Source organism: Actinomadura oligospora ATCC 43269 (genome assembly GCF_000518265.1).
Lineage (GTDB): Bacteria > Actinomycetota > Actinomycetes > Streptosporangiales > Streptosporangiaceae > Spirillospora > Spirillospora oligospora.
Genome location: NZ_JADG01000019.1, coordinates 1 through 26,769, shown reverse-complemented (window position 1 = coordinate 26,769; position 26,769 = coordinate 1). Strand labels below are relative to the sequence as shown.

The 26,769-nt window shown below is 71.7% G+C and carries 23 protein-coding genes; 12 read left to right on the top strand and 11 right to left on the bottom strand.

Translation table 11 applies throughout. From position 1 onward, the window contains the following. Nucleotides 1-308: 308 nt before the first annotated feature. From P696_RS0127070 to P696_RS0127020, 11 genes are all read left to right on the top strand, one after another. Nucleotides 309-986, top strand: a complete 678-nt coding sequence (locus P696_RS0127070) for a flagellar basal body-associated FliL family protein (protein ID WP_026414772.1) — start codon at nt 309-311, stop codon at nt 984-986. Nucleotides 987-1,066: 80 nt separating this feature from the next. Beyond that, nucleotides 1,067-1,480, top strand: coding sequence for a YbaB/EbfC family nucleoid-associated protein (locus P696_RS53025; protein WP_026414771.1), 414 nt, complete (start codon nt 1,067-1,069; stop codon nt 1,478-1,480). Beyond that, entirely contained in the window at nt 1,477-1,782 is a 306-nt protein-coding gene (locus tag P696_RS53020; protein WP_051468234.1) for a WXG100 family type VII secretion target, read from the top strand. Before P696_RS53025 ends, P696_RS53020 begins: the two co-directional genes overlap by 4 nt. Before the next feature lie 237 nt (nt 1,783-2,019). After that, nucleotides 2,020-9,216, top strand: a complete 7,197-nt coding sequence (locus P696_RS48425; protein WP_245627839.1) for a WXG100-like domain-containing protein — start codon at nt 2,020-2,022, stop codon at nt 9,214-9,216. A 9-nt stretch (nt 9,217-9,225) separates the two neighbouring features. After that, complete coding sequence (locus tag P696_RS0127050; RefSeq protein ID WP_026414770.1) at nt 9,226-9,696, top strand: DUF6301 family protein; 471 nt, start codon at nt 9,226-9,228, stop codon at nt 9,694-9,696. Nucleotides 9,697-9,700: 4 nt separating this feature from the next. After that, the gene (locus P696_RS48420; protein WP_051468233.1) at nt 9,701-10,147 is read left to right on the top strand and encodes a TY-Chap domain-containing protein; all 447 of its coding nucleotides are present in this window, start codon (nt 9,701-9,703) and stop codon (nt 10,145-10,147) included. Nucleotides 10,148-10,216: 69 nt separating this feature from the next. Beyond that, a complete protein-coding gene (locus P696_RS57555; protein ID WP_026414769.1) occupies nt 10,217-11,365 on the top strand; it encodes a hypothetical protein in 1,149 nt (382 codons plus the stop codon). 16 nt (nt 11,366-11,381) lie between these two features. Then, nucleotides 11,382-12,485, top strand: a complete 1,104-nt coding sequence (locus P696_RS53015) for a hypothetical protein (RefSeq protein ID WP_051468232.1) — start codon at nt 11,382-11,384, stop codon at nt 12,483-12,485. Continuing rightward, a complete protein-coding gene (locus tag P696_RS0127030; protein ID WP_026414768.1) occupies nt 12,482-13,450 on the top strand; it encodes a hypothetical protein in 969 nt (322 codons plus the stop codon). Before P696_RS53015 ends, P696_RS0127030 begins: the two co-directional genes overlap by 4 nt. Nucleotides 13,451-13,578: 128 nt before the next feature. Beyond that, nucleotides 13,579-14,142: a hypothetical protein gene (locus P696_RS48405; RefSeq protein ID WP_051468231.1), complete on the top strand. Its 564-nt coding sequence runs from the start codon at nt 13,579-13,581 to the stop codon at nt 14,140-14,142. Nucleotides 14,143-14,175: 33 nt separating this feature from the next. Then, the gene (locus P696_RS0127020) at nt 14,176-14,664 is read left to right on the top strand and encodes a hypothetical protein (RefSeq protein ID WP_034487166.1); all 489 of its coding nucleotides are present in this window, start codon (nt 14,176-14,178) and stop codon (nt 14,662-14,664) included. A 64-nt stretch (nt 14,665-14,728) separates the two neighbouring features. Here the strand turns inward: P696_RS0127020 and P696_RS0127015 are convergent, their stop codons facing one another. The 11 genes from P696_RS0127015 to eccD all read right to left on the bottom strand — a co-directional run bounded on the left by P696_RS0127015 (nt 14,729) and on the right by eccD (nt 24,804). Next, nucleotides 14,729-15,043 carry a hypothetical protein gene (locus tag P696_RS0127015; RefSeq protein ID WP_026414766.1) on the bottom strand — a complete coding sequence of 105 codons (315 nt, stop codon included), beginning with the start codon at nt 15,041-15,043 and terminating at the stop codon, nt 14,729-14,731. A gap of 77 nt (nt 15,044-15,120) precedes the next feature. Then, nucleotides 15,121-15,855, bottom strand: a complete 735-nt coding sequence (locus P696_RS0127010) for a hypothetical protein (protein WP_026414765.1) — start codon at nt 15,853-15,855, stop codon at nt 15,121-15,123. A 1-nt stretch (nt 15,856) separates the two neighbouring features. After that, a complete protein-coding gene (locus tag P696_RS0127005) occupies nt 15,857-16,180 on the bottom strand; it encodes a type VII secretion target (protein ID WP_157429935.1) in 324 nt (107 codons plus the stop codon). Continuing rightward, nucleotides 16,177-17,223: a hypothetical protein gene (locus P696_RS0127000; protein ID WP_157429934.1), complete on the bottom strand. Its 1,047-nt coding sequence runs from the start codon at nt 17,221-17,223 to the stop codon at nt 16,177-16,179. Before P696_RS0127000 ends, P696_RS0127005 begins: the two co-directional genes overlap by 4 nt. 346 nt (nt 17,224-17,569) lie before the next feature. Then, nucleotides 17,570-18,943 (bottom strand): S8 family serine peptidase, encoded by a 1,374-nt coding sequence (locus P696_RS48400; RefSeq protein ID WP_051468230.1) that lies wholly within the window; start codon nt 18,941-18,943, stop codon nt 17,570-17,572. Between the two features lie 90 nt (nt 18,944-19,033). Beyond that, nucleotides 19,034-20,209, bottom strand: a complete 1,176-nt coding sequence (locus P696_RS56230) for a hypothetical protein (protein ID WP_051468229.1) — start codon at nt 20,207-20,209, stop codon at nt 19,034-19,036. Nucleotides 20,210-20,233: 24 nt separating this feature from the next. Beyond that, nucleotides 20,234-20,815, bottom strand: coding sequence for a WXG100 family type VII secretion target (locus P696_RS0126985; protein ID WP_026414762.1), 582 nt, complete (start codon nt 20,813-20,815; stop codon nt 20,234-20,236). 127 nt (nt 20,816-20,942) lie between these two features. Continuing rightward, complete coding sequence (locus P696_RS48390; protein ID WP_051468228.1) at nt 20,943-21,239, bottom strand: WXG100 family type VII secretion target; 297 nt, start codon at nt 21,237-21,239, stop codon at nt 20,943-20,945. A 55-nt stretch (nt 21,240-21,294) separates the two neighbouring features. Next, entirely contained in the window at nt 21,295-21,615 is a 321-nt protein-coding gene (locus tag P696_RS0126975; protein WP_281174993.1) for a WXG100 family type VII secretion target, read from the bottom strand. A 371-nt stretch (nt 21,616-21,986) separates the two neighbouring features. Beyond that, nucleotides 21,987-23,426 carry a type VII secretion protein EccB gene (gene eccB / locus P696_RS0126970; RefSeq protein ID WP_026414760.1) on the bottom strand — a complete coding sequence of 480 codons (1,440 nt, stop codon included), beginning with the start codon at nt 23,424-23,426 and terminating at the stop codon, nt 21,987-21,989. A 7-nt stretch (nt 23,427-23,433) separates the two neighbouring features. Continuing rightward, entirely contained in the window at nt 23,434-24,804 is a 1,371-nt protein-coding gene (gene eccD, locus P696_RS0126965) for a type VII secretion integral membrane protein EccD (RefSeq protein ID WP_245627820.1), read from the bottom strand. A 345-nt stretch (nt 24,805-25,149) separates the two neighbouring features. On the opposite strand from eccD, the gene eccCa reads away from it, so the two are divergent. Next, a partial coding sequence (gene eccCa / locus P696_RS0126960; RefSeq protein WP_026414758.1) for a type VII secretion protein EccCa occupies nt 25,150-26,769 on the top strand: 1,620 nt, incomplete at its 3' end.

Genomic DNA, 26,769 nt, shown 5'->3' with positions numbered 1-26,769 from the left:
AGGACGAACATGCCGAGGGTCTGCCGTTACTCTTGCCGAACCCCGCCAGCCCCGGTGCCCCCAACCCTCCTCCGGAGTGCGCATTGAACCCTCAGTGGCCCGGCCAGCCGTCCGCTGGCCAGCCGGGATTCCCGCCGAACCAGGCCATGGGCGGGCCGCAGCAGGCGTTCCCCCCAGGACCGGCGGGCGGGCCGATGGGACCGCCCCCGGGTGGACCGATGGGCGGGCCGATGGGTCCGCCCGGGCCGATGGGGTCGCCCGGATTCCCGCCGCCCGGACCGCCGCGAGGCGGCGGCGGAGGCGGCGCGGTGGTCTTCATCGTGATCGCGGTCGCGGCCGTGGTCCTGCTCGGCGGCGGGATCGGCGCGTTCCTCCTGCTGTCCGGTGACGACAAGCCGAAGCGGCACACGACCGTCCTGCCGCCGCCGATCAAGCCGCCGTCGTCCGCTCCGGGCGGGACCGTCCCGACCTCCCCGTCCACCGGTGGCGGTGGCGGCGGGCCGGTCGACCCGTGGAGCGTCCTGACGCGGACGATCAAGACGGCGAAGGGCAACACCTTCACGCAGGCGGGCACCCGCTACGAGTCGTGCGTCCTGCGCGCGAACACGCGGCTGCTCACGACGCTGCGCACGCACCCCTGCAGCGGCCGGATGGCGTCGGGCGTGTACCTCAACCCGGCCCGGACGATCGTGACCGTGGTGTCGATCGCGAAGTTCGGCAGCGCGGCGGACGCGCGGACGGTCGTCCGGTCGGTGAACCTGCACGCCGAGCCGAAGCTGCTCGGCCCGGCCAGGAGCAGCGGCATCCCGGTGCTGCGCGGCGACCCCGAGCGGTGGACGCGGACGTACTCGCAGGGCGCCAGCGTCGTGTTCGTGCAGTCCTACAACGCGCGCGGCGGAGCGGCGGGCAGCTCCGCCGGACCGGTCAACCTGACGGCGTCGGAGCTGGGCGTCGAGGTGCAGACCACCCTGCTCTGGAAGAACTAGAGACACATAAGGTCGAAGTCCGACACGTGCCGATGTAACGTCTTCGGGACGATCTGGGCGGACGACGCGGAGGGAGCGGCATGCGCGCTGAGTACCAGGCGCACATCGACCAGCTGCTGGGCCAGTACCGCGAGCAGCGGGACCGGCTCAAGGGGCTGCAGGAGAGGCTCGAGGGCATCGAGGCGTCCGCGGAGGCGGCCGACGGGATGGTCCGGGTGACCGTGGACCGTCAGGGCCGCCTGACCGCGCTCGAACTCGACCCCCGCGTGTACCGGAAGCTGGCGTCCAGCGAGCTGTCCGAGGCCGTCCTGGAGGCGTCCCGCGACGCGTCCTCGAAGGTCGCCGAGGAGATCAGCCAGGCCATGCAGGACCTGGTCCCGAGCGGCCCGTCCGGCGAGGGCGCCACCGGCGGCATCCCGGACCTGGGCAAGCTGCTGCCCGAGAAGTTCGACATGGACTCCATTCGCGAGCACTACGGATTGCTGGGTAAATGAGCGACGGCGGATACCTGGAAGTCGACACCAAGGCCCTGCGCAAGGCGGGCGGCGGCTTCGACACGGGCGCGGACCACCTGAAGGACATCTTCGACCGGCTCAACGGCAAGCTCCAGGCCGAGGGCAAGTGCTGGGGCAACGACAAGACCGGCGAGGAGTTCGGCAAGAACTACGAGCCGGGCGCGAAGAACATGCTCAAGTCCTTCGGCGACACCGGCAAGGGCCTGCGCAACATCAAGGACGGCGTCGACGAGATGGCCGACAACTACGACAAGGCCGAGCACCACTCGAAGATCCGCTGACCTCGCCGTCCCGTCCACGCGGACGGGGCGTGCAGGGTTCGCGCCGGTCCGCCTCCCCGGGGCACGGCCGATCCGCGACCGGTCGTCGTGCCGGTTCGCGCCGGTCGCAACGGTTCGCGGCCGGTTTGCACCCCGCTGGACAAGGGTCCTATAAAGGGCCACCCCGGCCCGCCGATCATGGGCCAGTTCGTCCCCCCCGCTCCCCCGAACTCCCCTTGAGGTGGCCTTCCCGTGGGCATGGAGATCCCCGACGAGGTCAAGTGGCTGTCCTGGCTCATCGGCACGGACTGGCCCGAAGGCGACGAGACCGCCATGCGGCGCGCCGCCGACGCCTGGGCCTCGGCGTCCTCGGACGTGACCTCCCTGATCGGCGAGCTGAACCGGGCCGCCGCCGACGTGGTCGGCGCCCTGGACAGCGCCGCGGCCGACAAGTTCCGCCTGAACTGGGACAAGTGGACCACCGTCGACCCGGAGATCCTGCCCAAGCTCGCGGAGGCGTGCGACGCGCTCGGGAAGGTGCTCGAGCAGGGCGCCACCGAGATCGAGTACGGCAAGTACATGTTCATCGCGCTGCTGATCATCACGGCGGCGCAGATCGCCTGGCTGATCGCGGCGGCGTTCGCCACGTTCGGCGCGTCCACGGCGGCGATCCCGGCGGTCGAGGCGGGCGCGTGGGCCACCGCCCGGACCATGGCCACCCAGCTGCTGGAGCGGCTCGGCCAGAACCTGCTGTCCTCGATCGCCAAGGGCGCGATCATGGGCCTGCTGCAGGGCGGCGGCCTGGACCTGCTCATCCAGGGCATCCAGGTCGCGCAGGGCCACCGCGACGGCATCGACCTCAAGCAGGTCGGCACCTCCATGCTGGACGGCGCCATCGGCGGAGCGGTCGGCGGCGCTGTCGGGCACGGCGTCGGCAAGATCCCCGGCCTGTCCGGCGCGGCCGACACCGCGGTCGGCAGCATGCTCAAGGGCGCCGCCCGCGAGGGCATCGGCGGCGCGGCCGGCGGCGCGCTCGGCTCCATGGCCACCGACCTCGCGCACGGCCGCGACATCGACCTGGAGGCCGCCGCGAAGGGCGGCACCTCGGGCGGCTTCGGCGGCGCGATCGGCGGCGCCAAGGGCGGCCTCAACGAGTTCAACCAGGGCCTCAACCCGCCCGGCGCCGACAACAACCCGTCGACGGAACCGTCCACCGAGCCGTCCACCGACCCGTCGACGACCCCGACCGCCGACCCCGTCACCACGAACACGCCCAGCACGCACGAGCCGGGCACGTCCGGCTCGGACAACGGGCCGTCGTCCACCGGGCCGACGACATCGTCGGCGTCGGATCCGTCGTCCTCGCCTTCGCACTCGCCCTCGTCCGAGCCGTCGAACTCCCCCTCGAACTCGCCGTCGAACTCGCCTTCGTCCGACCCTTCGCCGTCCCACGGCAACGGTGGCGGCGACAACTCGCCCTCGCCGTCCTCGCGGCCGAGCAGCGAGCCGTCCTCCGCTCCGTCCCACAACGGTGGTGGCGGCGACTACTCGTCGTCTCCGTCGCACGGTGGCGGCGGGGATTCCTCGTCCGGCGGAAACAACTCGGGCGGCGGGAACCGCATCGACTCGATGCTGAACGGCGGCGGCAGCAACCCGCACACCAGCCTCTCGTCCTTCCCCGAGGGCGATTCGGGCCCGTCGTCGAACCACTCGTCGCAGCCGTCGCCCTCGTCCTCCGGACCCTCGCCGTCCGGGATGCCGAACGACGGCGGCCCGGGACCGTCCACGTCGCCGCAGAACAGCGGCCCTTCGGGCAGCGCGCCCTCGGGCACCGGACCGTCCTCGTCCGGACCCGTCTCCTCTGGGCCCGTCTCTTCGGGGCCGTCCTCGGGCGGGCCGGTCTCCTCGGGGCCGTCCGGCGCCGGGCCCGTTTCCTCCGGCCCGTCCTCCTCCGGTCCTTCGTCGTCCGGGCCCTCGTCCGGGCCGTCCTCGTCGCCCACAGGGTCGTCGAACCCGACGGGTGCGCCGGGGAGCGGCGGGTCCGGCTCCGGGCCGCGCAACACGAACCTGGCCTCCCCGTCGACGTCGTCCGCGGACGGCACGCGCAACCGCGGCGCCGACGGCGAAGGCGACCACACCGGCAACGGCACCGACCCGCAGAACGCGAACGGCCCGTCGGTCACGCCGATGCCGGTCTTCATGCCGGGCGGCGACGGCGGAACATCGAGCGGCGGCTCGTCCTCGTCGTCCTCGCCCTCGTCTGGACGTGCGTCCGGGCCGTCGGGCGCGTCCGGCGGGCCGGGCGACGGTTCGACGCGTCCGACCGGCTCCGGCAACGAGCCGACCGTCCGGCCCGAGAACCGCACCCCGGGCGAGGACGGACGCACGACCCCGCCGTCCGAGGACGGCCAGCAGCCCACGTCCGGCCCGCGCATGGACGACCAGGGCCTCATCCACGGCGACCAGCCCCCGGTCGAACACCTCCCCGAGAACCAGAACCCGCAGGACCAGAGTCCGCAGGAGCAGGGCCCCGGCGGGCAGGAGCCACAGGACCGCGCTCCGCAGGAGCACGAGTCCGCTCCCGGTGTCGAGCAGGACCCGGCCGCGCCCCAGGACCACGAGCCGACCTCCCGCGACCCGCAGGACCACGAGTCCGGCCCAGGCCCGGACCAGGAGCCGACGAACCGCGAGCCCCAGGACCACGACCCCTCCACGCGCGACCCGCAAGAGCACGAACCCACCACGCGCGACCCGCAGGACCAAGACCCCACGTCCCGCGAGCCGCAGGACCAGGACCCGTCCACGCGGGACCCCCAGGAGCACGAACCGTCCACGCGCGAGCCCCAGGAGCACGACCCGTCCACGCGCGACCCGCAGGAGCAGGACCCCAGCTCGCGGGACCCGCAGGACCACGAGCCCACGTCCCGCGACCCCCAGGAGCACGAACCCGCCTCGCGCGACCCTCAAGAGCACGAGCCGACCTCCCGCGACCCGCAGGACCACGAGCCGAGCACGCGGGACCCGCAGGACCACGAGCCCACCTCGCGGGAGCCGCAGGAGCACGAGGCCGGGCCGCGCCGCGAGAACGACCCGTCCACTCCTGAGGAGCACGAGTCCGGCCCGCGCGCCGACCGCGACCCGTCCACGCCCGAAGAGCACGAGGGCGGCCCGCGCCCGGACCGCGACCCGGCGACGCCGGACGAGCGTGACGCGACGCCGCGCGGGGAGAACGAGCCGCGTCCCGTTCCCGAGAACGTGCCGGAGCACCTCCGCGAGCACGTCCGGCAGAGCGACGAGACGCCGTCCGGACGGTCCTTCCACGACTCCGAGGGACGTCCGGGGCACGAGAACGCCGACCGGATCCCGGAGCTCCCGAACCACTACGTCGTCGACACCCCCGGGAACGAGCACGGCCCGTCCGTCGGCGACCACCAGCTGACGCCGCGGGAGGTCGCCGACAGCGTCCGGAGCGACCCGAGGTGGAACGGCCGGGACGTCCTGCTCCTCTCGGACAACGCCGGATCCGGCGACTTCGGCCAGCACGTCGCGAACGAGCTGGGCCGCAACGTCGTCACCCCGAACGGCCCGGTCCGGATCGACGAGCACGGCACCCCCACCTCGCCCGGCTGGACGACCCACGAGCCGCAGCCGCGCGGCTCCGAGAACGCCCCGGGCGGCCACGACCCGTCCGCCCAGCCGCACACCGAGCCGCAGCCGGAGCCGGACCCGCGTCCCGGACGCGTCGACGAGGACGGCGTCCGCCGCTTCGACACCGACGAGGACGGCGAACGGTACGGCGAGAACCACCTGCGCGACGTCTACGAGAACCTGTCGCCCGAGCACCGCAACGCGCTCTACCAGTACACGGTCCAGTCGGTCCAGAACGGCTTCCTGCGGCCGGGCGGCGGCGACCCGGCCGCCATGTTCAACCACCTGGCCAGCCAGCACTACGCCCAGAGCGCGCTGGCCCACGCCAACGGCGGGTACCCGCCGAACCTCCGCCAGGTCTTCGACATGGCGAACAACCCGGGCCACCTCGACAACTACCAGCGGCAGCTCGTCGACTACATCGTCAGTTCGCCGGACCCGGGCGCGACCCTCAACGGGATCCACCACGACGCCGGGTACTACGGCTTCTACCACGAGATGTTCGGCGGGCATCCGACGAACGAGGTGTTCAACCAGCGCCTCAACGAGATCGACCAGGCGCTCGCGAACCCGCTCCCCGAGCCGATCGAGGCACGGCGCGGCCTGCACGACATGTCGTTCATGCAGACCGGCGACGGCACGCCGCTCGGCACGCGCGACCCCAGGGAACTGATCGGGACGACGCAGACCGAACCGGCCTACATGTCCACGTCCCTGGGCAACAGCCCCGCCGTCGTGGACAACAGCCCCTTCGGCATCCAGCTGCACCTCGAGCTGCCCGAGGGCACCCACGGCGTCTGGATGGGCCAGAACAGCCACTACAACGACCAGCGGGAGCTCATCCTCCCGCGCGGCACCAGCTACGAGATCACCGACGTCACGCACACCGGCTACGACCACAACGGCAGGCCGACCTTCGACGTCCACGCCCGGGTCGTCCCGCACGGCCCGCCGCCGGAGCCCAGCACGTCCCACCCGACGGCGCGCACGGACTCCTCGACCGACCACAACACCCCGACCCCGGACCGCACGCCCACGTCCGCGACGCCCGACCCGACGTCCTCGTCCGGGACGACGGACCGGACGCCCTCCGCCGGGACGACGGACCACACCCCCACGTCCGGAACGACGGACGGCTCGCCCACGCCCGGTACGACGGACCACACTCCGTCCACGGACCGCACCCCGACGTCCGCGACGCCCGAGCGCACCCCGACCGTCCCCGACCACTCGTCGGCGGCCCCCGAGCGCACCCCCACGATCCGCGACACCGCGACGACGGACCACTCGCCGCCCGCCGACCGCACCCCGGCGGACGGCAGCAGCCCGTCCACGGACCGCACCCCGACCAACCGCACCACCGAGCCGACGGCCACGCCTGACCGCGCTCCGGCCGGCGACCACACGCCGCCCCCGGACCGCACGCCGACGACGCGTCCGACCGACCGGACCACGGAACCCACGTCCACGCCGGACCGCACCCCCGGCCCGGCCACGGACCGCACTCCGACGCCCTCCGACCGGACGCCCCCGGAGCACACCCCGACGTCCTCGGAGCGGCCCCCGTCGGACCGCACGCCCGCGTCCCCCACGGACAGGACGCCGACCCCGACGGACCGCACCCCGTCCACGGAGCACACGCCGTCCACGGACAGGACGCCCACGTCCGACCGCACCCCCACGTCCGACCGCACCCCCACGTCCGACCGCACCCCCGCCCCGGGCGACGGCGGCACGAGCCTGGCGGACCACACCCCGTCCCCGACGGACCGCACCCCGGCCGGCGACCGGACCCCGTCCACGAACAGGACCCCGTCCGCCGACCCGTCCCCCACGACCGACCACACCCCCTCCGGACGCACCCCCACCGACCGAACGCCGACCACCGAGCGCACCCCCGCGTCCGACCGGACGCCCGGCGGTGACCGCCGCCCGGCCACGGACCGCACCCCGGACAGGTCCCCGACCTCGGACCGCACGCCCGACAGGTCCCCGACCTCGGACCGTGAGCGGACGCCGTCGTCGGCCCCCGACCGGGACCGTCCGGGCTCCGGCGGCCCCGGCGGCAACGACCGGCGGACGTCGCCCCACTCGGAGCACGACGGGACGAACCGCCCGCACGAGAACGAGAGCGAGCCGCGTCCGGACCACGACGGGCAGCCGCACGACACGTCCGACGACGTCCCGCGCAACCTGCCCGAGCACCTGCACGACGTGTGGCGCAGCAGCGACGAGACCCCGTCGGGCCGCTCGTTCTACGGTCCCGAGGACCACGCGATGCGCGAGCTGGCCCGCCAGATCGCCGCCGACCCGAACCGCTACGTGATCGACGCGCACGGCGGCCCGGACGGCATCACGGTCAACGGCCACAGGATCTCCGCCAGGGACCTGGCCGAGCTGATCTACCACGACCCGAACTGGAACGGGAAGGAGATCTTCCTCCTCTCCTGCCGCACCGGCGAGGGCGACTTCGCGTCCCAGCTCGCCCACCACCTCGGCGTCCGCGTGACCGCCCCCGAGGGCCTCGCGTGGTCCGACCACAACGGCAACATGTTCGCCTCGTCCGGCCACCACGACCCCGAGGGCCGCCTGCGTCCCGACTGGCCCCCGAACGGCCGGTGGAACACCCACTACCCGGACGGCAGCCACGACCCCGCGGGCCAGGGCCACGCCCCCGGCTCCGACCCCGTCCGCCACCCGTCCGAGGAGCCGCCCCCCGACGAGGCCCGGGCCCGCGCCGACGACGACCCCGACGGCAACGGCAACGGCAACAACGGCAACGACCCCGACCTGCAGCAGGGCGAGGACGGACGGCTCCACAAGGACGGCGACCCGGAGGGCTCCTACCGCACCGACGACGGCAGGCTCCACCATGACGGCGACCCGAACGGCTTCTACCGCACCGAGGACGGCAAGCTCCACCACCCGAACGACCCGCGGGGAAGCTTCCGCCTGGAAGAGCCGCCCTACCGGATCAAGGGGGAGAACGGCCGGTGGCTCGCCGAGCCGAACTCCAACCGGCATGTCGACTTCCGCGAGGAGATGGGCGAGAAGAAGCCCTACGAGCCGAGCCCGGAGGCCAGGCAGGAGCTGGAGACGCTCGCCGAGGAACGCGCGAAGCTCGACGACGCGCGGCAGTTGATCCTCAAGGAACTCCGCCCGCTGATGGACGAGTTCGGCATCAAGAAGCTCGACGACATCAACAGCACCGACAAGATCAAGGCGAAGGTCGACGAGATCATCGCCGACCGCGGCCCCACGCCGGAGGTGCTCGAGAAGACGAGCCGGCTGACCGAGCAGGGCAAGACGTTCAACGACCGCGGCCACGAGATGCGCAAGGTCAGCGAGAAGCTCGGCATGGCGGTCGGAAAGGACCTGCTGGAGCACCACCTCGGCCGCCGGATCCTCACCCCGACGCACGACGGCCCCGGAACGCCCGGCACCCTGGACCTGACCGGCGTCGATATCAGGCCGGACTCCGCGACGATCACCGCGGTGGAGGCCAAGGGCGTCGGCGCGTCCCTCAAGGACCGGGGGATCGAGGACTTCAAGAGGGCGAACCAGGGCAGCCCCGAGTACCTCGACTTCGTGATGTCGCTCGACGCCGACCTCCGCGCGGCGATCGAGGCGGACCCGGTGTTGAAGGCTCAGCTCCAGGAGCACCTCGCCGCCGGAACGCTCAAGGTCGAATATCTCTACGCGCATTCCAACAAGGACGGCAAGGCGAGCTGGGCGGAATTCGACCTCCGCCGCAACGGCATCGACTTCGATTTCCGTCGCGTCTCCGGCCTGGACCCACGCGGATAGGATCAGACCATGACACCTGCCAGACTCTCCGACGAGCAGATCGCCGATCTGGCGACCGCCTTCCGGGACCTGAGCTGGGACTGGACCGCGGGCGCCGTCGGCGACCTCGCCGACCGCCTGGGCTGGAGCGTCTACATGGCGACCGACACCAGCGTGTGGCTGGACGACGGGCTCGGCCCGGCCAGCGCGTCGGTCGATCTGGGCGACGGCGGGCGGGCCGTGATGGTGTCGGCCGGCACCTCCGCCTTCATCGACAAGGAATCCGCCGAGCAGCGCGCATGGCTCCAGGACGAATTCGCCCGCGTCGTCACCATCGGCACCGAGCGGCTCGGCCCTCCGACCCACCGCCGTCCCGGTGAACGCGCGCAGGTGAGCTGGGAAGGGCCGGAGACCACGGTCGCCGTCTGGCGCACGCGCGTCCGCGTCAACCTTTTCGTCGCACCCAACGACTATCTCGCACACTGGGCCGAGGAAGCGTAGCCGCATGGACTGGCAGGAATTCGCCGAACAACTCGCGGAAGACCTATCCCTGCTTTCCGCGGGAACTCTTCTGGTCATCGAGGAAAGGCCGGAGGACGGGCGGTACGCGCAGTTCGTTCAGGAGGACGACAAGCTGCTCGCCTATGTGGCCGACAACCGTTACATGACGCCCGCCGACAAGGTGACGCCCGAGGGAGAGCGGGTCATCGAGGAGGCGGGCTGGCACCGCGCGGAGCCGGGGCGCGCCCATGACGACTGGTGGCAGGAACTGCCCTGGCCGGCGTCCGGCACGGCGTACCGGCACCTCACCGAGGCGATCGTCGTCGCGTTGCGCGACGGCTACGGCATCGCATCCCCGGAGGGGTGGCGGTACCGCGCCTGGAACGAGCGGGAGGCCAACGCCCCCGTCACCCTCGCGCGCCTGAGCCTGCCCCAGGTCCCCGCCCGGTAGGACGGTCCGGGACCTGCGGAGAGTTGTCGGGAAAGCACTAGGATCGGGCGGATCGAGGAGGCTGAAGCGATGACTCAGGGGCCCGGAGAGCGGCCGCCGGCCGGGTACGGGCCGTGGCCGTACGACCAGGCGCGGTACGACCAGCTCGTGCAGTGGATGGGGACGGCGATGTCCGCGCTCGCCCCCGGCGGATGGCGGCGCGTCGACCTGCGCGTCGCGATGGCCGGCGGAGCCTCGCGGGCCGCGCTGGCGGTCGTGATGGCGGACGGCTCGGTGCGCGAGTACCAGGCCCCGCGCGAGTTCCTCGGGGTCGCGGCCGAGCTGCGGTCGATGATGTACCGGCCCGGCGAGGGCACCTGGTTCGGGATGCGGTTCATGCTGGAGCCGCCCGGCGCGTACCGGACGTGGTTCGACGCCGATCTCGACCCGGGTCTCGGCGGCGAGGCGTACCAGCGCGACCTGGCGGCCTTCCCGCGCGACTGGCGTCCCGTCTGGCTCGGCGGCGCGCCCCGGTCGACCGACCGCGCGCTGGCCCCGGACGAGCAGGCCCAGCTCCTCGGCGACCTCGCGCAGCTCCTCGGCATGTTCCTGCCGTCCGGATGGGCGGAGAGCACCGCCCGCTTCACCCCGGAGGGCTCGTCCGTCCAGGTGACCGGCCTGGACGGCCGGACGCACGCGTTCGCCGGGCCTCCGGCGCTGAACGAGATGTTCACCGTCCTCCGGCAGGGCTCGGCCGAGCCGTGGACGGCGGCGTCCTTCCGCCTCACCTTCCCCGACACCCACGAGATCACCTACGACGCCGCCCCGCCGCAGGCCGCTCCGTCCGAGCAGGGCGCCCCGTCCGCGCAGGCCGGGCAGGACGCGGCGGACGGGCTGCGGATGGCCGGGGTGTCCCTGCCGACCGACGGGGAGGCGCGTCCGAACGTCCCCGAGGACGAGAGGGAGGCGCTCGTCCGGTACCTGGAGCAGGCGCCGATCGTCCTGGCGGCACGTAGCCTGGACGTGGACGAGCTGGACCCCGAGCGCGCCGCGCGCGTGCCGCTGACCTTCCACACCGACGGGACGTGGGTGTGGCCGGGCGCGGTCGGCTACTACCTGCGGGCGCACGGTGTCGCGCCCGACCCGGACCTCGTCGCGCACGCGCGCGGCAACGGGTTCCGGCCGCCCGAGGTGGACGACGCGACGCGCGGCGCCGCGGTCACGCTGATCCGAACCTGATCTGGCAGAGGACTCCATGCCGAAGTACGAGCCCTTCACCCGCAAGCCCGTCGAGTACCTGCCCGTCGTCCTCGGCGGCCAGACGATCGGCTACCTGTGGGCGAGCGAGACCGACACGGCCGCGAGCTTCGTCCGCCGCCTGGAGACGGCCCGGCTCGCCTTCGAGGCCCCGCTCGTCTGGTCGGAGCGCCTGACCGAGGCGGGCGAGCAGGACCTCCCCGCCCGGGAGGCGATCCGCCGCTGGATCGGCGCCCCGGAGGACCCGCGCGCCGGCGCCGTCCCGGCGGGCGTGACCCCGCAGCGGGCCGACTCGCCCGCCGTCGTGCAGCGCCTCGCGAACCCGGACCTCGCGCCGTCCACGGGCCCGCTGATCCAGGACGGCGAGTTCCCCGACGGCACCCCCGTCGACCGTTCGAGGGGCTGGGGCCCGCTCCACGTGGAGATGCCCGCGAGCTACCCCGCGCAGACGGCCGGGCCGGTGGTGTACCGCGCGGTGGTCGCCGAGAGCGGCCTGATCCTCGGCTACCTGTGGGCGTCCGGCGACGCCGCGTCCTACGTCGCGCGCCCCGACGCGGGCCTCGACGGGACGAACCGGTCGGTCGTCCTCTACCCGGCCCTGCGCGAGGCGTTCGCCCAGGGCGTCCCGGCCGTGCAGGCGATCCGCTCCCTGGCCCCGGACGCCGACGAGGCCCACGCCCCGTCCCTGGACGACCTGATCGCCCTGGCGTCCCGGTACGAGCAGTCCCTGCGCCTGACCTTCCCGCTGCCCGACCCGGCCCTGCCGCCCCGCCCGCCGCTCGCGCCCGCCGAGCGCGACACCGTCCTCGCCTACCTGGAGCAGGCCTCGGTCGCCTTCCCGGCGGGCGCCCCCGGCCCCGACCTCGAGGACGCCGCCCGTCCGGCCGTCGTCCCGTCCGGCTACCGCACCGACGGCACCTGGGTCTGGCCCGAGGCCACCGCCTACTACCTCCGCGCCCACGCCGTCTCCCCGGACCCGGACCTCGTCGCCCACATCCGCGCCAACGCGGGCCACGTCCCCGAGGTCTCCAAGGACTCCCTCTCGGCCGCCCTCCGGACCCTGAAGTCCAACGGCCTCCTCACCTCCCCGCCGATCACATGACCGACGCCCCGTCCTCCGTCTCCCCGGACGACTCGTCCCCGGACGACCCGTCCGCGGAGGCCGCGCCTTCGGAGGATCCGCCGCCACCCACGACGTCGCGCGCACCGGCTGTGGAGTTCCTGCCCGCCGAGCCCGAACCGGCGGAGACCGTGGCGGCCAGGCCGTCGGCGCCGCCACGCCCCCAGTTCCTCCCGCCCGTGACGGAGCCGCCCGCACAGGACGTCGTCGCTCCGAACGTCCCTCCGGCGCCCGTCCCACGGGGGAAACGGCGCCTTCTGATCGCCGGTGCGGCGGGTGTGGCCGCCGTCGCGATCCTCGGTGGCGCGGCCTGGGCGGTCAGCGGGTCGTCCGGCGGTGAGCCGAAGGAGGAGCGCTACACGTCCTTCCCCGCGGCTTGTGCGACGGTCACCAAGCCCACGCTCGACCAGTTCGTCCCGCGTGCGGAGGCACCCGTGGGCGACAAGTCCGGGTCGAAGGAGCATTCCTGGTGCCTGTGGACGGGGCCGATGCGCGCGCAGCCCGGCAGCAAGCGGGTCGTGTACCGGACGGCCCGGGTCGACATCGTCGCCTACGAGAACATCGCGTCCGCGAAGTCCGCGTACGACTCCGCCTGGCGGACGGCCGTCTCGTTCTCCGGGTCCAACTCGACCATCGGGGGCGGGAAGCTGGTCGGGGACGCCTCCGAGCCGATCAACGGGCTCGGCGACCAGGCGTACTACTACCACCGCACGAGCACCACGGCGCTGGGCAGGTCCGGTGAGTCCGGCGAGACGATCCGCGTCCGCAACCTGATCCTCACCGTCACCCTCAACGGGTTCAACGCCCCCGCCGACGAGCTGGGCACGCCCGCGCCGAAGGGTCAGACTCCGCTCGACACCGCGACGGCCCGTCCCGGCGCGGACGCCCTGGCCCACGACGCCGTCAACGCGCTCAACGCCTGCTCCACCTGCCGCCACCGCGTCTGATCCCCCGCGCGGGGGATCGGGAGATGCCCGTTCGGGGGGACGGTCCAGGGCCCGGCGGGGGAAGTGCCGCGCCACCTCCTCCCAGCAGCATGGTCCATGACGAAACACCCCCCGACCTGGGAGTTCTCATGGACGCCTCCGCGCCCCGCTGGATCGAACGGGCGGCCCGCGCCGCCAGCCTCACCACGCTTCCCTCCGGGCTCTGGCGGATCGCGCTCGGCGTCGGCGTCCCGGTCGGGTTCTCCGGCGAGCTCGCCGACCTGTACCGTCCGGGCTGGACGCTGACGCCGTACGTGATCGTCCTGAGCCTGGTCGCGGAGGGGCTCGCGATGCTGACCCTGGGGCTCGTCCGGCCGTGGGGCGAGGTCGTCCCGTCCTGGATCCCGTTCCTGGGCGGACGGCACATTCCCCCGCTCGCGGCCGTCGTCCCGGCCTCCCTCGGCGCCCTCGCCGTCACCGCGATCACCCTCATCGGGGCCGTGGCCTGGACGGACCCCGGCGCGATGGGCGACCCCGACGCCCCGCACGGCGTCGCCGCCGCCGTCATGACCGCCTGCTACGCGCCGCTCCTCGCCTGGGGCCCCCTCCTCGCCATCGTCACCACCGCCTACTACCTCCGCCGGACGCGCCGTCCCGACGCCGTCCACCGGGACGAGCACATTTCGACGACCGCCGAGATTCCCGCCGCCTAGGTTGGGCCACGCCCTTTCCGAGGAGGTTCGGCCATGTCCGATGAAGTGCCGGTCACCGACGACCGCGACCCCGCCGAAATCGTCACGGGAATGGTCGGGCACGTCCTGGCCCTGGCCGCGACCTGGACGGTCTGGGACGGCCGTCCGTTCCACACCGACGGCCGCGTTTACACCCCGCACAAAGCGATCCGCCGCGTCGGCGACCACCTCGTGGACCACCTCGCGGAACTGGAGGCGCGCCTGGTCGGCCGGGCTACCGTCCCCGACCACTGGCACGCCTCGGCCAGCACGACCCCGGCCGACCTGGCCCTGTTCACACAGGAGGACCTGGACGAGGCCCACAGCCGCCTCGAACGCCTTGGCCTCATCTGGTCGGCCCGCCTGGGCTCCCTTTCCCAGAGCGAGCTGGACGACTCCCCCGGCACCGGCTGGACGTTCCGGCAGATCGCGTTTCATCTGGCCGAGTCGGCCTACTACGCCGACGCGATCGGCGACCTGAGTTCAAGCCGTCCTCACGCCTGAACGCGAACGTACCGCCCCGAAGCCGTCCAGCCGAGGCGGTGACGCGGGCGGCCCCTTCGCCGCCTCAGCGCGACGGCAGCGAACGGAGGTGCCAACCGGGCATCACTCCTGGCAGCAGGAACAGCGACAGGAACAGCAGGGCACCGCCGCCGGTGGTCGCCGCAGTGATGATGACGGCGGCCACAGTGGCCCCCCAGCAAAGCCAGGCCACCGTGGTCGGGACGGCCGGGGAGCGACCGGCGAACCCGAAACCCACGGCCAGGATGAGCACCAGGCAGGTCGTGAACGATCCGGCGCATGCCACGGCGAAGGGCAGCTTCTCAGAGTCCGTGGGGATGTCACCCCGCAGGAAGAAGACCGCATAGATCGAAGCGAACATCCCATACCGGCCTAGACAGAACCACAAATAGCGGCGTCGAGGCACGGGCGTGCGACGACGGAACGCGATTCGGGCCGTCACGACTGAGGCACTCCGGTCGGCGGCCATTTCCCGTTGGCCAAGTGATCGTTTCCGTTGTTCTGGGTCCGCATGGTCGAGGTCGCGTCCGACATGTCGTCATAGGCGATCACACCGGCGGTGGCGACGGCTCCGAGGAAGACCGCGATCACGCCCGCCGAGTAGAGGAGCGCCGGGATCGCGCCGACGATCGTGACGAAGCCCGCGATCGCCGCGACCAGCGCGCCGATCAGGGTTCCGAGAGCGACGAAGAACGTGATCCAGAACAGGTTGAGCGCTCCGGCGCACTTGTCAAGAGCCCCACACAGCTCCTGAACCGTGCTCGCGTACTGGCGAAGGGCGGAGGCCTGCTCACCGTTGGGCTCCAACACCTTCTTGTACTGCTCGGCCGCGTCGCCCCGCCATTTGTCGTCGACGTGCATGTAGGTGTCGGTGATCTTGCCCGCCTGGGCGGACACGGAAGCCTGGACGTTGTTGCTCAGGTCCTTGCTCACCTGCCGCAGACGGTCCGAGTCACCCGTGTGAGCGATGAAGTCACCGATCTCCTTGAAGACCTTGCTGCACATGCTCGCGAACTTGTTCCATGCGGTCTTGATCGGCCCGAAGAGATAGGAGAGCCAGCCGGGGACCTTCGACAGGACGCTGTTGACCTTGCGGGTCATCGCGTCGATGATCGAGCTCAGCTGCGTCAGGCTGCCGCCGACATTGGTCATGAGCGCCGCGAACTCACCCATCTCAGAAGTTCCATCCTTCCTTGACGCCCTTGACCAGTTCCCGATTCTCCTCTTCTTTCCCCTCGTACACCTTGATGACCGTCTCGAGTTTGTTCTCCACGTCACGGAACGCGGCGTCCGCCTGTTCGGCGAGCGATCGAAGCGTGTCGTTCAGCGTCGTGTAGGCGCTGGGCACTCCGGCCTTTTCCCCGAGGTACCCGAAAGCCTCCTTGAGGTCCTTGACCTGGGCGACGTTGTGCGCCGCCTTGCGCATCTCACCGGCGATCTGGTCCCAGCCGGTGACGTCCTCGCGCATTTCCTTCAGTCGTGCCTCGAGCTCACTCATCGACCTTCACCCCATGGAATTCGGACCATCCCGGCGGTAACTTCCTGAAGCTCGTGGATCACCCTCTGCAGTTGTTCGATCCCCGGCGCGACGGCGGGTGCGAATCCGGGGACCCTGTCGATCGCCTCGCGAGCGGCGGAGAAGGCGGACGCGAACTCCTCGGCGATGCGCGACTCGTCGGCGTCACGCAGCCAGCTCTGATGGGTGGCCACTCCCGTGATCGCGTCCCCGGCGAGGGTGAGGGTGACGCGCCTTTTCTCACTCTGGACGGTGAGGCCCGGCGGTTCCGACGCCATGGACCCGAGTTCGCCCTCCGCCCGTGCGAGCGCGTCGTTGAACTCGTTGGCCAGCAGATTGACATGCCTGAGCGCCGACTCGGTATCGATCTCCGGCCCGGTCGATCTCGGCCTGGCGGCGGGCGCGCCTGGGACACCGGACCCGGGCGCGCCGTGGGTTCTGGGCGCGGACACACCCGGGGCACCGGGCGCCACAGCCGAGGAGTCAACGGCCTCGAAGCCCGACATGAGGGCTGTCACTCGCGAAATGGAGGCGTTCGCATAGGCCTCCATCACGGCGGCGTCGAAGGTCTCAGGCGTGATGCTCCTCCGCCATGGCCGGAGGAAACTCAGCCGGAGTGGGCCGCCATCAGATGCGATCGCGACGGAGACGGTCTCGGACGCGTCCCGCCCTTCGTGTTCGACCTCCCCCGCCTCCGGCATCGACGCCATGCGCAGGGACGAGCTGAACGCGTCGACTTCGGCGATGAGCTCGTACAGGCCACCGAGAGCCGCCATCGGATCGGCGGGAACGAGAGGCGGCGGCGGGGCCGGTTCGTTCACGGCCACCTGCCTCTCACCGTCGTCCCCCGCTTCCTGGGGGGCCGGGATGTCGGCTTCGGCGAACGCGCGCTCTCCGTCTGCGTCCGGCCGCGATGCGGGCACGACCAGGCGTTCACGTATCTCCGCGTTATCCCCCGGAGCAAATGGGGTCGAGCTGTTGAGCAGGTCAGAAATTCGATTTGAGTGGTCCGATTTCTCAGCCATCGCTTCCTCCTGCACAAGGAGCAAATTGCGGAAAGGCTATCGCCTGCCGTCTCTTATGGTCAACCCCTTCCCTACGTCCGGCCAGGTAGCGCACAACGCACGGTCCGCCGCATCAAATGGCCGATTGTGGCCGAATGCGTCCGATCACGCTCACGGCCAGCGCGGAGATCCATGTTCGGAGCTGGGAAGACCTGCCTCATTGCAATGCCGCGGAGCTCCCAGGACGTAAGGGCGAAGCCGAATACACGGAATGTCCGGCGAACTCGCCGAGGACGAGTAAAGCGGGGTGGTGTGGTCCGATTTCACGGACCACACCACCCCGCTTTGGGTACGGCGACCTCGACGGCTACTGGCGGGGGTCCTGTCCGCCTGCCGGGGGCTGGAACTGCGGGGCTCCGTTTCCGGGCTGCCCGCCGAGGTGCGGGCCGCCGGGCTGCCCACCAGGCTGCCCGAAGCCGCCGGGCTGCTGCGGGCTCGCGTACGGCGACCGCTGCGGCCCCGTCTGCCCGCCCGGCTGCTGCCCGAAGGACGGCGGCCCCATCGGCGCGGGCGGCGGCGCGCCGGCCCCGCCCTTGCCCTTGCCGCGCCTCATGAGGACGACACCGCCGACCACCAGGACGACGATGACGACCACGCCGATGCCCACGTAGAGCATCGTCGAGCTCGAACCCTTCTTCTCCTCGGCCGGAGCCGACGACGACCCGCTCCCACCGCCGGAGCCCTTCGGAGCCTGCGCGACCGCCTTGTCGTACCGCGCGAAGACCGGGTTCGGCGCGCTCGCGGGCACCTTCGTGCGCAGGGCCCGAGGGATGCTGATGACACCCCGTCCGAGCTGGTCGGGCGAGCCGAAGTCCTTGGTGGTGTTGGTGAGCAGCTGGACGACCTCGCGGGCCTTCATCTGCGGGAACTTCGCGCGGATCAGGGCGACGGCGCCCGCGGTGAGCGCGCTCGCCTGACTCGTCCCCTCGCCGGTCGTCCAGACGTGGCCGGTCTGGCTGAGACCGCCGACGTCCACGCCCGGAGCGCCGACGGCGACGTAGGGCTGCCGCTGACTCTTCTTCCACGCGTGGCCGTCCCGCCCGAGCGCGCCCACGGCGACGACACCGGGGCACGAGCCCGGGTACTCGACGGCGTTGTCCTCGTCGCCGGTGTTGCCCGCCGAGCCGACCAGGACGACGTCCTTGTCGATCGCGTACCTGATGGCGGAGAACACCTCCGGCGGGCACTGGTTGGGGAACATGGTCGCGCCCTGGTTACCGACCGACATGTTGACGACCTTGGCCCCGTGGTCCACCGCGAAGCGGATGGCCTTGGACAGGTAGGGGCCGTCGGCCTGTGTCCGGACGGGGAGGATCTTCGCCTCGGGGGCGATGCCGACGAAGCCGGTGCTCGTGCCGCGCGAGGCGATGACGCTCGCGATCGCGGTGCCGTGCCCCTGCTCGTCGTGGTCTTTCCAGCCGTTCCCGCCGCTCACCACGTCCGTGCCTTGGAGGGTCGCGGGCTTCATGTCCGGCAGGTTGCCGTTCACCCCGCTGTCCAGGACCGCGACGGTGACCCCCTGCCCCTTCGTCAGAGGCCAGACCTGCTGCTGGATGCTCCAGCCCTTGAACCACCATTCCTGGGCACTGGGGTTGGGCGTCGCGCCCGCGGATGCGGTCGGGATCACGGCCAGGCCGACCGCGGCCGTCGCAGCCGCCGCCGATCGAGTCAGCCGTCGCATGAGTTGATCTCCCTTAGTCCAGACAGCGAAGAGGGTGGGCGGGGGCCGTAGCCCCCGTCCACCCGGGTCACGCACGATCTCGCGCAGTGGTCAGCCGATCACTGGAGGCGCGGTGTCGTCGTCCGCGCCCCACACATCCTCGTCCTCGGTGAGCCAGGTGGAGCGCTCGCGCTCCTTCTCGCCCTCGTTCCCGCCGCCGTGCTGGCCGCCCATGGGCATGCCGCCCATGCCGTTGCGGCCCGCCGCCGCGGCACCGGAGCCCGCGCCACCGGCCATCCCGCCCGGGACACCGGTGATGCCTCCGCCGCCCATGCCACCACCGGCACCGCCGCCGAAGCCGCCACCGTCAGGACCGAGACCGCCACCGCCGCCACCGAACCCACCGGGGCCGCTACCGAGGCCGCCGCCACCGCCACCGCCGCCACCCGGGCCGAGGCCCGTCGGGTCGAACGACGACAGGTTGGTCTTGTGGTTCGGGTTCTGGAACGGGTTGTGGTTGTCGCTGTTCCAGGGGTAGTGGCTGCTGGGGTGCTTGCTGTTCGGGTCCTGGAACGGGTTGGTGCTGTCGTGCCGCTGGTTGAACGGGTTGTTGTGGTCCTGCGGCACGTTGCCGCTCGGGTGGAAGCCCTTGCTCGGGTCCGAGCTCGGGAACTTGCCGCTCGGGCCGCCGCCCGGCCCACCACCGGGACCGCCGCCGGGGCCTCCGCCCGGGCCGCCACCGGGCCCGGGACCCTTGGGATCGTCGCCGTAGCCACCGCGTCCGTCCCCGGGAAGATCCTTGTCGATCTTGACGGGGTGGTGGTTGAACGCCTCGCCCATGCGGCCGCTGAAGCGCTTGATCAGGTCGCGGGCGTTGTCGTCGTCCCCACCCGTGTGGATGAAGCCGTCCGACATGTCCGACCCAGCGGTCTTGTACCAGCTGAGGATCGAACCGCCGTACCAGTTGTACAGCTCGGCGTTGGTGTGGCTGCTGTCGGACAGCGCGCCCGCCGTGCCGTGCACCTTGCCCATCTGGTCCAGCGCCTTCTGGGCGGAGTCGCCCTCCCAGTGCTGGATGATGCGCGGCCTGAAGTTGTTGTTCAGCTCCTTGGTCATCTCCGCCAGGACGTCGGAAGCGTCCTTGTACGACGTCGAGGCGTGGTTGACCGGATCCGGGTTGATCTTCTTGAGCTGCTTCTTGATCGAGTCGAAGTCCTGGTCCGAGAAGTCCTGGCTGGACCAGGCCCTCCCGTCGCGGATCGGAAACGATCCCTTGTTGTCAGTCATTGCCTAGCGTCTCCCGGCTCGGGCTCACGTCATGTTCGGGGTGCCGCTGGTGTCGACCTTGCCCACCTGCTTCTTGGTGGTGTCGTGCGCCTGCTCGTAGGCGTCCGCGGCCGCGTTCAGCTTCCCGATGACACCCTTGTACGAGGTCACGATGTCGTTGATGTACTGCCCGAAACCGGACTTCGACTGGTTGACCAGGTCGACGAAGTCCTGGGACCCCTTGATGCCGCCGAGGTGCTCGGTGGAGACGGCGATCCCCTGGACGGAGTTCAGCTTCTGCTGCCACACGTCGAGCTTGTACTGCATGTCGCGGGCGATGCCGCGCAGCTCTTCCGGGTCGACCTTGTAGCCGGGGTTCGCGTCGGCCTTCCAGGTGCGGTCCGGCTCGTCTCTCGGGAGCTTGTGGTCGGCGTCGCCGGGGTGCCCGGCGTGCTTGCCCGGACCGTACTCGTAGAAGTACTGGCGCTGCTGGTACTCGGGCAGCGCGTCGAACTCCTGCTGGGTCAGTCCGTGCTGCTCCTTGACCTGCGCGTACTCGCCGTAGCCCACGGTGTAGGTGTGGTCGACCTGGGCGAGCTGGCTCGGGGTCAGGTGGTATTTGCTCATTGCTGGTTCTCCTGGCGACGGAGTGTCACGGCCCTGGAACCGGCCGCGGCGGCGCGGGCCGGACCCACCGTGACAACAGCTGGGAGCGGCCCGCGCGCGACGCGGCCGGGGGGAGCAGCGGACCGCGTCAGCCGGCCCAGATGCCCTGGTTCTTGCGCTCGGCGGAGCTGTAGTTCGAGTGCGCCTCGCCGATCACGACGCCGAGCTGGTTGAGGACGGTGCCGATGTGCTGGGCGGCCGCGTCCCACTGGCGCTTGGCCTCCCAGTACGCCTGGACGGCGTCGCCCTCCCACTGCTGGAGGTGCTTCTCGAGCTCCTTCTCCAGGTCCTGGAGCTCGTCGACCAGGGCGCGGTAGGTGAGGCTGAAGTCGGCCTGCGCCTGCTGCATCGTGCCGAAATTGGCCTTGGTGTAGCTGTCGCTCACGATGGATTTCCTTCGAGTGGTCTGAGACCGGTCTGGACTGGGGGTTCCGAGAGGATCAGGTGCCGCCGTTGAGCAGCGAGTTGATCTTGTTGACCGCGTCGTTCTGCTCCTGCTCGGTGCTCTCGTACTGGATCTTGGTGTGCGAGAGCTTCTGGTGCATGCCCTCGAGGGCGGTGCGCACCTTGTTCATGTCGGTCTGGAACTCGTTGAAGACCTTGTCGAAGGAAACCGAGGCGTTACCCGCCCAGCCGCCCATGAGGTTGCTCTTGTGTCCCTCGAGCTGGCTCTGCAGGCCCTTGATCAGGTTGGCGGAATCCTCGAGACGGGTAGCCGCCTGGGCCATTGCTGCTCTGTCGACTGCGGACTGGCCGGCCACAGTGTCACCTCCAGTTGGGGAGCTTGTCCTGACACCGCGTCACAGGCGCATGCTGGCCGCACCGTGCTGGGCGCCCCTCTGCACCACCCCGTCATCGGACGGGGCGGTACGCCCTGTGACCCGAAATGTCAGCGATCATATGGGTTTTACTGTCAAGGTGTCGACGCATTCGGAGATCGTTCGGATCCCGTGGACCCTCTGTGATTCACGTCACATCACACGCCTTCCCGACACACCGCCCCAAACCCAAAGATCAGGGGCACATTCCGTGAACGGAAGGCGTGCGGCAGGAGTGGCCGGATGCGGACGGCCGCCGTCCCAGGGGAACCTGAGGTCGGCGGCCGTCGTTGAGACCCGGTCGTGAGCGGCGGTCAGCCGCCCGTCGTCGGGATGGGGTTGCGGGCCTTCGCCGGGTCCAGCGCCGGGCCGGACGGGATCAGGCGGATCACCGAGGACGGCACCGGGGCGGCCTTGCCCACGTCGTAGCCGAGCTTCTTCGCCACGTCCGCCGACGGCAGCGCGAACCGGATGCCCTGGTCGTTCACCAGCGACAGCGAGCCCGACCCGGACGCCTGCCCGCCGCCCGACTCGCCGCTGCCCGGCACGAGGCTCATCAGCGCCGCCCCGCCCGGCGGCAGGACGACCTGGTCCACGGCGTTCGCCGACCCGGCCGAGCCCGCGCCCAGCGTCGCCGCGGACGGCGCCGGGAGCGTCCCGCCCATCGTCAGCCGCGCGACCGACGACCCGGTCGGGAACACCGCGCACAGCGGCGCGGAGGCGTCCCAGGTGGCGAACTTCGGCAGCGTCGGCGGCAGGTTGTTGTCCATCAGCTTCTGGGAGCCGAGGGCCTGCTGCGCGGACGCGGCGTCCACCGGGATCGGGGCGACGGTGCCGCCGTAGGCCTTCACCGTCTCCGAGGAGCGCAGCAGCAGCTGCGCCTGCGTGTCGCTGATCTGCGCGAGGCCGTCGCCCATCATGACGTACCAGAGCGGCCGGTCGCCGGTGTCGGCCTTGAAGATCTGGCCGACCCGCGCGGGACGTCCGCCCGGCCCCGCGTGCGCCGCGCCACGGCCCGGGACGTCGGGCGCGCCGAAGTTGCCCGAGGCGGGCATCGAGTTCAGCCACGCGGGCGGCACCTCGACCGCGTCCGGGCCGCCGGTGATGGCGGTGACCTGCCCCGGCGGGACGGTCAGCTGCATCCGGTGGTCCTTCCAGATCACCCACGCCTGGCCGCCGGACTTCACCACGACCGCCTCGTTGTCGGTGAGGCTCCGGCCGCCGACGTCCCGGCCCGCGGCGAGGGCGGTGAACTGGCGGCGGACGCCGTTGGCGCCCGCGGCCTCGCGGACGCACACCGACCAGGGGCCGCGGATGAGCTGCTTGGTGTCGGGCAGCGAGTCGGGGGCGCCGACGATCCCGATCATCGGGCCGCGCTCGAAGTGCGCCAGCGACTTGCGGGAGACCGTGCGCCGGTCGACCTTGTCCTCGTTCAGCGCGAGCATCGCCGAGGCGTAGTTGGCGACTGGGAACATCTTGTGCGTGTTCGCGTCGTAGATGTACTTGGTCCCGGTCTCCTTCTCGATGATCAGCTTGCCGGGCTGGTCGAGGCCCTTCGCGCCACCTGGGGCGAGCACGCCCCAGATGCCGAACACGGCGGCGACCACGAGCGCGACCATGACCCCGGCGAACGCGCCGACCGCGTGGCGGCGCATCGGGGACTCGGCGATGTCGGGCTCGCCCTGCAGCAGGGCGAGTCCGACCCGCTGGGTCATCAGCTTGTGGGCCTGGTAGAGGTCGCGGCGGTTCTGCATCGCCGCGTCACCCCGCCAGGCCGCGGATGCGGCCGTAGATGTCCAGCGCGGCCAGCGCCAGCGGGATCAGCGAGATCACGACGATGATGTCGAAGATGTCGCCCGCCCGGCCCCAGAACGGGGACGGCCGGTGGCTCGGCAGCCAGATCGAGACGCCGACCACGACGCCCACCACGATCAGCAGCGGCAGCAGCCCGGTGGCCAGCATCATCATCTGCGAGTCGCCGCGCCAGGCCGTGCCGATCTCCAGCAGGCCGAGGCCGGCGAAGCCCGCGACCAGCATCCAGGACCGCTGCGTGACGCCCCGGAAGACCCGGCTGCGCAGCAGCAGCGAGACCGACATGGCGCCGATGGTCGCGGCGGGCGCCCAGCCGGGCGCGGTGGCCAGGAAGAGCATCCCGCCGACCGCCGAGAGCGCGACGCCCGCGATGAGGCCGGTCGCGAACTTGTCGGCGATGCCGGTGCGGGCGAGCACCTGGCGGCCGTCCACGGTCTCGGTGTCGCGGCGCAGGTCGTCGGCGCTGGCCGGGACGGGCGGCAGCGGCATCCGGGCCAGCTTGAACGCCAGCGACGGGACGGCCGGTGTGAGCATCATCACGACCACGGCGGCGCAGGCGGCGAGGCCGGCCGGTGGCAGGCCCCCGACGCCGAGCTCGACGCCGGACGCGACCGCCCCGGCGACCGCGGCGACCGTGACGCCGAGGAACGTCGCCAGGCCGTCCGCGACCGCGAACATCGCGATCACCGAGACCAGCGCCATCACCCCGAACCCGGCGAGCATGTGGGGAGCGCCGAGGTCGAGCAGCGTGGCGTGCGAGCGGGCCGGCGCGAGCAGGCCCGCCAGGAACGCGTGCGGCAGGGCCGCGTAGCCGAGGATCATCCCGGCCCCGGAGTCGGCGAACGCGCGCGACAGCGCGGCGGCGGCGACCACGGTGACCACCGCGATCAGGCCCGCCGCGGCGGCGGGCGCGATCCACGGCGGCCCGGACATCGCGATGACGAACGCGCCGACCAGCAGGGCCGCGGCGGCGGCGCCGAGGCCGAAACGCCGCGTGGACGCGGGCCTCCAGCGGTCGGAGCGTTCCTTCATGCCCTCGGCGATGACGTCGGCGACGTCGTCGAACGACATCTCCGGGAGCTGCGCCATGCGGGGGCGGAAGTACAGGATCTCGCCGTCCCGGACGCCGAGGTTGCTCAGCGTCTGGGCGGCGTCGAACGCGCCTTCGTCGAGGCGCTGCAGCACCCAGCCGGAGTGGGCGAGCCCGGCGTCGGCCAGGTTCTCCCCGGCCGCGCGCAGCAGGGTGGGCAACATGTGCGCCAGGGGCACGTCCGCGGGCAGCGAGACGTCGATCCGCCTCCGTGGCGCGACGATCGTCACCCTGCACAGTTCGGTTGTGGCGGGGGAATTCACTGGGCTCCCGTCCTCCGGATCGTCGGATCGAACGCGAAGCCTAGGATGTTGGGTCCCAATACGCTAAATCAACCGCTGACCGACAGTCACCCCGAGACTCACCCGTAACGACCTCGGGGCCGACCAGATACCGAGATAGCCCCCCGCCGGAACCAGAACCTCCCCGTCCGCATCAGAGTCGGACCCGCCCCGCGCCCGAGCGCGCCCCGACTCCGACCCGAGCCCGAACCGAACCGACCCCGCGCCCGAAACCCGGCCCGCGCCCGACCCCGAGTCCGTCGCCACCGGCGCATCCGTGGAGGGAACTCCCAGGTGAGCACGATCCTCGTCCGACGCAAGGAACGCAGGCAGCCGCCCCCGGCACCCAAGGGCGAGCTGCTGCTGGAGTCACCGCCCGAACTGCCCGAACAGCAGAGCGGCGGCATGCAGGCGGTGCTCACCTTCCTGCCGATGGCGGTGATGCCGCTGATGATGGGGCTGATGCTGCTCGGCGGCAACAGCCGCGGCCCGATGGCGGCGATCAGCTCCGGCGGCATGGGCCTGGCGATGCTCGGCATGCTGGTCGGCCAGCTGACCCGGGGCTCCGGCGAGCGCAAGTTCAAGCTGAACGGCGCGCGCCGCGACTACTTCCGCTACCTGTCGCAGGCGCGGCGCAAGGTCCGGCGGGCCGCCGACCAGCAGCGCGAGTCGCTGGAGTGGAACAGCCCCGCCCCGAGCTCGCTGTGGTCGCTGGTGATGAGCGCCCGGATCTGGGAGCGCCGCCCCACCGACCCCGACTTCGGCAACGTCCGGATCGGCGCGGGCCCGCAGAAGCTGGCCGTCCAGCTGATCCCGCCGGAGACCAAGCCGATCGAGGACCTGGAGCCCATGACGGCGGGCGCGCTGCGCCGGTTCGTCCGGGCGCACTCGACCGTGCCGAACCTGCCGGTCGCGGTGTCGCTGCCGTCGTTCTCGCGGATCCTGCCCGCCGGGGACATCGAGGCGGTGCGCGGCATGGTGCGGGCGATGATCGCCCAGCTGTGCTCGTTCCACTCCCCCGACGACATGCGGGTCAGCGTGTGCGCGTCGCCGCAGGCCATGGCGCACTGGGACTTCGTCAAGTGGTTGCCGCACTCGATGCACCCGCAGGTGACCGACGCGGCGGGCCCCGTCCGGCTGATGGCGAACACGCTGTCGGAGCTCGAGGCGATGCTCGCCTTCGAGGTGAAGGACCGGCCCCGGTTCACGCCCGGCCTGTCCCAGAACGACCTGCCGTACCACATCGTCATCGTGGACGGCGGCGCGGTCACCCCGGACTCGCAGATCGGCGCGGACGGCATCGAGGGCGTCTGCGTGATCGACATCACCGGTCACGTCGCCCACACCGCCGACAACACGATGCTGAGGCTGCGGGTCGCGCCGGACAAGATGGCGATGATGCGTCGCGACCGCACCGGAAAGGACGTCCCGACGCTGCTCGGCCGTCCGGACGAGTTCAGCTACGTCCAGGCGGACGGCCTGGCCCGGCAGCTCGCGCCGCTGCGCGCGTCGGCCGCGGCGGGCGGCACCGAGCTGGACGCGCTGTCCCAGGCGATGACGCTGACCCGGCTGCTGAACGTCGGCGACGCGGCCCGGCTGGACGTCGGGCAGTCCTGGCGTCCGCGCGCGCCGCGCAACCGGCTGCGCGTGCCGATCGGCGTCGACGCCGAGGGCCGCCCGGTCGAACTGGACATCAAGGAGGCCGCGCAGGGCGGCTTCGGCCCGCACGGCCTGTGCATCGGCGCGACCGGCGCCGGTAAGTCGGAACTGCTGCGCACCCTCGTGCTCGGCCTGGTGATGACCCACTCGTCCGAGGTGTTGAACTTCGTCCTGGTGGACTTCAAGGGTGGTGCGACCTTCCTGGGCATGGACGGCCTGCAGCACGTGTCGGCCATCATCACCAACCTGGAAGAC

Excerpts from the sequence above, each read along its gene's own strand:
- P696_RS53025 (WP_026414771.1), top strand. The coding sequence starts at position 1,067 with ATGCGCGCTGAGTACCAGGCGCACATCGACCAGCTGCTGGGCCAGTAC.
- P696_RS53020 (WP_051468234.1), top strand. The coding sequence starts at position 1,477 with ATGAGCGACGGCGGATACCTGGAAGTCGACACCAAGGCCCTGCGCAAG.
- P696_RS48425 (WP_245627839.1), top strand. The coding sequence starts at position 2,020 with ATGGAGATCCCCGACGAGGTCAAGTGGCTGTCCTGGCTCATCGGCACG.
- P696_RS0127050 (WP_026414770.1), top strand. The coding sequence starts at position 9,226 with ATGACACCTGCCAGACTCTCCGACGAGCAGATCGCCGATCTGGCGACC.
- P696_RS48420 (WP_051468233.1), top strand. The coding sequence starts at position 9,701 with ATGGACTGGCAGGAATTCGCCGAACAACTCGCGGAAGACCTATCCCTG.
- P696_RS57555 (WP_026414769.1), top strand. The coding sequence starts at position 10,217 with ATGACTCAGGGGCCCGGAGAGCGGCCGCCGGCCGGGTACGGGCCGTGG.
- P696_RS53015 (WP_051468232.1), top strand. The coding sequence starts at position 11,382 with ATGCCGAAGTACGAGCCCTTCACCCGCAAGCCCGTCGAGTACCTGCCC.
- P696_RS0127030 (WP_026414768.1), top strand. The coding sequence starts at position 12,482 with ATGACCGACGCCCCGTCCTCCGTCTCCCCGGACGACTCGTCCCCGGAC.
- P696_RS48405 (WP_051468231.1), top strand. The coding sequence starts at position 13,579 with ATGGACGCCTCCGCGCCCCGCTGGATCGAACGGGCGGCCCGCGCCGCC.
- P696_RS0127020 (WP_034487166.1), top strand. The coding sequence starts at position 14,176 with ATGTCCGATGAAGTGCCGGTCACCGACGACCGCGACCCCGCCGAAATC.
- P696_RS0127015 (WP_026414766.1), bottom strand. The coding sequence starts at position 15,043 with ATGTTCGCTTCGATCTATGCGGTCTTCTTCCTGCGGGGTGACATCCCC.
- P696_RS0127010 (WP_026414765.1), bottom strand. The coding sequence starts at position 15,855 with ATGGGTGAGTTCGCGGCGCTCATGACCAATGTCGGCGGCAGCCTGACG.
- P696_RS0127005 (WP_157429935.1), bottom strand. The coding sequence starts at position 16,180 with ATGAGTGAGCTCGAGGCACGACTGAAGGAAATGCGCGAGGACGTCACC.
- P696_RS0127000 (WP_157429934.1), bottom strand. The coding sequence starts at position 17,223 with ATGGCTGAGAAATCGGACCACTCAAATCGAATTTCTGACCTGCTCAAC.
- P696_RS48400 (WP_051468230.1), bottom strand. The coding sequence starts at position 18,943 with ATGCGACGGCTGACTCGATCGGCGGCGGCTGCGACGGCCGCGGTCGGC.
- P696_RS56230 (WP_051468229.1), bottom strand. The coding sequence starts at position 20,209 with ATGACTGACAACAAGGGATCGTTTCCGATCCGCGACGGGAGGGCCTGG.
- P696_RS0126985 (WP_026414762.1), bottom strand. The coding sequence starts at position 20,815 with ATGAGCAAATACCACCTGACCCCGAGCCAGCTCGCCCAGGTCGACCAC.
- eccB (WP_026414760.1), bottom strand. The coding sequence starts at position 23,426 with ATGCAGAACCGCCGCGACCTCTACCAGGCCCACAAGCTGATGACCCAG.